Source organism: Mesorhizobium sp. M4B.F.Ca.ET.017.02.2.1 (assembly GCF_003998955.1).
Classification (GTDB): domain Bacteria; phylum Pseudomonadota; class Alphaproteobacteria; order Rhizobiales; family Rhizobiaceae; genus Mesorhizobium; species Mesorhizobium abyssinicae.
Window position 1 is genome coordinate 1 of sequence record NZ_RZOF01000414.1, and the last position, 5,100, is coordinate 5,100.

Here is a 5,100-nt window from a genome sequence, read left to right on the forward strand (position 1 = left end):
CCGATCCGGCAAGCGGAAGTGCGTCCGCAAGCGCATCCGGCGATCGACAAGGCGCAGCATCGCCTGCATGGCGGATTTTCCGGCGACGCGGTTTTGGCAACGCGGATCTACATCCTGCACCGCGGCGGCATCGGCGGCGAGCTTCAGCTGCGGAAAGCCGGGAACGATCACCGGTTCGTCCGGCCTGGACAGGTCCAGCGCCACGACATCGTCAGTCAGCAGCCGGTGTCCGGCGCTGATCATGGCGCCGGCGGTGGTCGACTTGCCGGCGCCCTTGTCGCCCATGAAGATCGCGCTGCTGCCGCCGACGGCGATCGCGCTGGCGTGCAGCACGAGCAGGCCGCGCTGATGCAGCAGCAGCGCCATGACCGGCCCCAGCAGCGGGAAGGCGATCAGCTGGTCGTCAATGCCGGGCGCCGGCTCGATGTCGATGCGGCGGGCATCGCTGACCAGGAAGGCGCCAACCGCATCCCAGGCCAGATACTGGCGCGAAGGCTCGAAGCGGAAGGCGATTCCGGCTTCGGACCGGGGTTTTGGATAGTCGATCGGGCCGACCGCGATCACGACGTCGGCGGCTGCCGGCGCCGTTGCCTCCAGCTCGGGCAAGGCCACCTCCGAACTGATCGTCAGCCCATAGGCGCGGTAGAAGCGGCGCTCCCGGCCGCTCTCGGCCGCCGGCCGGGCCGGGTCCTGTCGAAGATCGTGCGCAAGCGAACCGTTGAACGACATCATGCGTGGCTCCCGCCGAGTTTGACCTGACGCAGCCAGAGCGACAGCGAGGTCGAGCGCCAGACATATTGCACGTCCAGCGGCTCCGCCTCGTCCGGCCGCCGCAGGATGCGGGCATAGGCGGCGGTCACCTCCGGCAGATTGACATAGGGCTCAATCAGGCCGGCGTCCGACACCAGCACCCTGTCCAGCAGGTCGCGATGGTTGCCGACCATGCCCTTGACCAGGTTGGCCGTGAAATCGATCTTGTCGCGTCGCCACTGCACAGTGGGCGGCAGGATGCCGTCCATGGCGCGGCGCAGCACGTAGCGGCCAAAGCCCCGGTTCAGCTTCTCCTCGCCTGGCAGCGCCAGGCAGAACTCGACCAGCGGCTTGTCCCAGAACGGATAGCGCGGCTCGACGCCGAAATTGGCGGCGGCCTTGTCGAGCACCTCGAAGGCGTGCGGCACCAGCCCCGTCGACAGGATCCAGCGATGCGTCAGCGCCTCGCTGGCACTGACGCTGGACGGCATGTAGCCGGCCCTGTGGAACCGTTCGGCAAGCTCGGTGCGCCGGGCAAGTTCCGGATTGACCAAGCCGCCCCAGCTGCGCGGCGCAGGCGTCGGCCCGCGCCGCAGCCTGCCGAGGATGCGATTGGCCATCCCGCGCAATTTGGCGATCCGCCAGGCTGGTCCGTAGACGGTCAGGAATTTGAAGTACATGCCGAGCATGCCGTCGCCATAGGTGTTGGAGGCGCCGCGCAATTCGCGCCACAGCTCCATCCACCTGCCGGCTATGGCCAGCTCGTGCAGATGGCCGTGGCCCTGCGACACCACCTCGTCGCCGCCATGACCGTCGAGCAGTACCTTCATGCCTTTCGCGCCCGCGGTCCGGTAGATGCTGCGGGTCAGCGACAGGCCGGGCGCCAGGAAGATGCCTTCCTGCTCCTCCAGGATGCGTTCGAACTCGGCGAACGGCGCATAGTTGCCGACGGCAATCAATGTGCCGTCGAGGCTCGGCTTGCCAAGCACCGCGTCGATGAACGGCTTTTCGTCCATCGAGGAGCCCTTCTCGAAGATCAGCGAGAAGGTCGGCAGTTTCGGCTTTCTCCGCGCCGTATTCTCCAGCCCGGCCACGCAGGCGATCGAGGAGGAATCGAGGCCGCCGCTCAGCATCGCGCCGACCGCATCGGTGCCGCGCATGCGGTTGCGGACGGATTGCGAAAACAGGTGCCGGAATTCCTCGGCGGCATCCGATCGAAGCGGCCGTCGCGACGGCTCGATCTGCCAGTAGCGGCGCAGCGCCACCTGGCTGTCCGTCACCGTCAGGCTGTGGCGGGCCGGCAAGCGAAAGATGTCGGTGTAAGCCGTGGATTGCGGATCATCCGGCAGCCCTGCGAGAAAGCCGGAAATCTGGTGCTCGCTGAGGCGGGTGCCGACCTCATCGAGGCCGAGGAGTGGTCCGATCTCCGACGCGAAGGCAAACCGCCGGTCGCTCGCATGATAGTAGAAGGGTTTGACCCCGAAATGGTCGCGGGCGCAAAACAGCGCCTGGCGTTCGCTGTCCCAAATGGCGAAGGCGAAGTCGCCTTGCAGATAGGTGGGGCAGGCCTCGCCCCAGTTGAGAAAGGCGCGCATCACCAGCGTGGCGTCGGCGACCGACCTGTCCCGGATACCGAGCCTGGCCAGCAGTTCGTCGCGGTTGTCCAGCCGGCAGTCGGCGGTGATCGCCAGCCTGCCGCCGGCCATCGTCAGCGGGCCCGGTCCTGCCTCGTCCGTCGTGTTCAGCCAGGCATGGCCAAGCGTGATAATCGTGTCGGACCACCACGAGGCGCCGTCGCGGGCGCGGTGCTGCATGCGCGCCAGCATCTGCTGGATGTCGGCCGCGGTGGCGGGCTTGCCATTGCGCCTGGACAGGATTCCGGCCACGCCGCTCATCGTCTAGTGACCGTGGTCGACGAGATGGGCGAACCCGGCAAGCGAGCCGCCCAGCACGATGTGGTTGCCGCTCATCAGCCAGGCATGCGCCTTCAGCTCGGCGCCCGTGTTCTGCTCGATGCCGATGCGTATGTTCGAGGCCTTGCCCTTGCGGGCGAGAAGGTATTGGCCCGCCAGCGCCTGGGTGAGGCAGCTTGCATGGGGGACAAGGCGAGCGGCCGCCGCGACACCCCAGGCGATGTGTCTCAGATCGGCGACGCTGGCCGCCTCGCGCGCGTCGAGCCGCATCACCAGGCTCCGAACACGGTTGAAGGAAAACAGCGTCAGCCCCAGCCGCGCGGCGGCGACCACCAGCAGGCAGCGCGCCAGAAACAGCATCTGCGGGCCGCTCAGCGAGAGGAGCCTAGACAAGTGCCTCATGGTGGAGCCTCGCAAGCCCTGCCTCGGCCAGGCCTTTCAACAACCCGTCGACATCGGCCTTGCAGCGCTCCGGATCGACGTCGTAGCGCGTCTGCACCGCGGTGCGGATGTCGGCGATCGGCCGCGGTTCCTGGATCAGTTCCCAGATATAGGCGCCGACGCTGTTCAGGCTGTAGTAGATGTTGGATCTCAGATTGAGCAACGCCAGTCCGCTGCCGAATTCGCAAGCCACCGCATCGCTGGTGGCGGTTACGCGGTCTTGATCCGCCGGATCCCAGGTCATCCTAAACCTCCCTACAAAACGCTACGCTTCGTCAGTTCCGGGACAGGATCGATGGATCTCAGCCGATCCGTCCAGGAGAGGCCATGGTCGAACAGAAGCCGAGGTCTCTTCCCGGTTCACCGGGACAGTTCTGGCTCCGGGCAGAAAGCCGGGGGAATGGATCCCCCGGCTCTCCGAGAAGATGTATTCGGAGCCCCAACTTCTTCGCCCCGGAACACAGTCAAGCTCAAGAGAACGTAAGCTGGTCGAAAGGCGTGTGCGCGGGGAATGCCGCGTCGAGCGCCGTCGTACCCGAGCCGCCTTGCGTGATCGTTTCGATCGAACCGTGAACCGTCAGGCTTGGCGTCTCGTACTCTTGCTTTTCAACATTCTGTTCCATTTTACTCTCCGATAGGACTGGAAACGGCCTGTCGAGTGCCGGCAGCACATTTCTATGCTGCATCGCAATAGCTGCATGGCACCCTAAATGAGTCAAGCCTGATTTACCAACCATTAATCAATTCTTGGTTGCGCTTGCCTTGGTTGGTGATCAAACCTTTCGCAGGCACCATCCTGGCCTTGCCTCATAACGGAATTTAACGACGCGTCCGTGACGCCTATTTAAGCATATGATTTAATTATGATAAATTTTTTGACTCACATGCCTGCATTGTAGGCATGTAGAATTTTGTGCGCGAGGTGCCGAACTCCTGCCGGTCCCGGACCCTGGGCCGGACCGTCAGCCGGGTCGCCGCCGTGCGATGGCGTGTAAACGCTACAGTTGCAGCCAGCCGCTCCGCCGGAGGAAAAGCTGGACGGCGGCGATGATTTTAGCGATGCTTTTCTTCGCAGGTGCAATATAACGCGTCGGGCGGATTTTTGCGAGGACCTTGTCGGGAATGGCCGTGCAGGAAAGTGCTTACCAAAGGCTGCGCGCCGCCGACTGCGCCGATGAGGTCGCCTATGTGCAGGCCTGCCTGAGGCTGTTCTTCTCACCCGCCATGGGCGCGGTGGCAGGCGGGGCGTCGGCGCCGTCCATCTCCATCGCCACGGTTGCCGACATCGCCAGGCTGAACAAGGTCGCGATCTTCGTCCTCAAGGCCTTGTCCCGTGCCGGGGCCGGCGAGGGGCCGTCCGAACTGCTTGGCTGGCTCGACACCTACCGCCGCCGCACGGTCTCGATGAACTCGTCCGGCATCATGGATTCGCTGGCCATCCACCAGGTGCTGCGCGACCGGCAGATCGATTTCGTGTTCCTGAAGGGACCGTTCCAGCAGCAACTGCTTTATGGCGATCACTTCATGAAGCCGTCGGGCGATGTCGACATCCTCGTCTCGCAGGCGGGCTTCGCCAAGGCGCGCGAGGCGCTGCGCGCGATCGGCTACGAGGTCGCCGGCCAGTCGCGCTCGCTGTGGTGGCTGCGCTTTCTCGGCGAGCAGCACATGATCCGCGGCGGTGACGCTAAGGCGTCCACCGTCGACCTCCATTACCGGCTGCAGCAGCCCGGCTCGCCAAGCCCCCGCGACACCGATGGTTTCCTGCGGCGCAAGCGCGAGGTCGGGATCGCCGGCGCTCATGTGCCCTTCATCTCGGCTTCCGACACATTGCTGTTGTCCTGCATCAGCGTCGCCAAGGCGTTCTTCAACCGCGAACCCTGCGCCGGCTATGTCTGCGACGTCAGGGCGAGCGCCGGTCGCCTGAGCGAGGCCGAGCAGCGGGACGTGCTCGACTACGCAATCGAGCAGGGGCTGGCGGACACGCTGCTGCTTGGCC

General features: G+C 65.1%; 5 protein-coding genes and 1 pseudogene. 1 reads left to right on the top strand and 5 read right to left on the bottom strand.

All coding sequences use genetic code 11. The features are described 5' to 3' along the window. The 5 genes and pseudogenes from EN738_RS30705 to EN738_RS30725 all read right to left on the bottom strand — a co-directional run. Positions 1-732, bottom strand: a pseudogene (locus EN738_RS30705) (hypothetical protein); the annotation flags it as partial. Next, positions 729-2,645, bottom strand: coding sequence for a lasso peptide isopeptide bond-forming cyclase (locus tag EN738_RS30710; protein WP_127286884.1), 1,917 nt, complete (start codon positions 2,643-2,645; stop codon positions 729-731). The gene EN738_RS30710 and the pseudogene EN738_RS30705, both read right to left, overlap by 4 nt. 3 nt (positions 2,646-2,648) lie before the next feature. Next, the gene (locus EN738_RS30715) at positions 2,649-3,065 is read right to left on the bottom strand and encodes a lasso peptide biosynthesis B2 protein (protein WP_127286885.1); all 417 of its coding nucleotides are present in this window, start codon (positions 3,063-3,065) and stop codon (positions 2,649-2,651) included. Beyond that, positions 3,049-3,348, bottom strand: coding sequence for a PqqD family protein (locus tag EN738_RS30720; RefSeq protein ID WP_127286886.1), 300 nt, complete (start codon positions 3,346-3,348; stop codon positions 3,049-3,051). The genes EN738_RS30715 and EN738_RS30720 overlap by 17 nt, the downstream gene beginning before the upstream one ends. Before the next feature lie 226 nt (positions 3,349-3,574). Then, a complete protein-coding gene (locus EN738_RS30725) occupies positions 3,575-3,727 on the bottom strand; it encodes a lasso peptide (protein ID WP_126056859.1) in 153 nt (50 codons plus the stop codon). A 499-nt stretch (positions 3,728-4,226) separates the two neighbouring features. On the opposite strand from EN738_RS30725, the gene EN738_RS30730 reads away from it, so the two are divergent. Continuing rightward, on the top strand, positions 4,227-5,100 hold an 874-nt coding region (locus EN738_RS30730), incomplete at its 3' end, for a nucleotidyltransferase family protein (protein ID WP_127286887.1).

Bases quoted from the DNA above. Each gene is read 5' to 3' on its own strand.
- EN738_RS30710 (WP_127286884.1), bottom strand. From the start codon at position 2,645: ATGAGCGGCGTGGCCGGAATCCTGTCCAGGCGCAATGGCAAGCCCGCC.
- EN738_RS30715 (WP_127286885.1), bottom strand. From the start codon at position 3,065: ATGAGGCACTTGTCTAGGCTCCTCTCGCTGAGCGGCCCGCAGATGCTG.
- EN738_RS30720 (WP_127286886.1), bottom strand. From the start codon at position 3,348: ATGACCTGGGATCCGGCGGATCAAGACCGCGTAACCGCCACCAGCGAT.
- EN738_RS30725 (WP_126056859.1), bottom strand. From the start codon at position 3,727: ATGGAACAGAATGTTGAAAAGCAAGAGTACGAGACGCCAAGCCTGACG.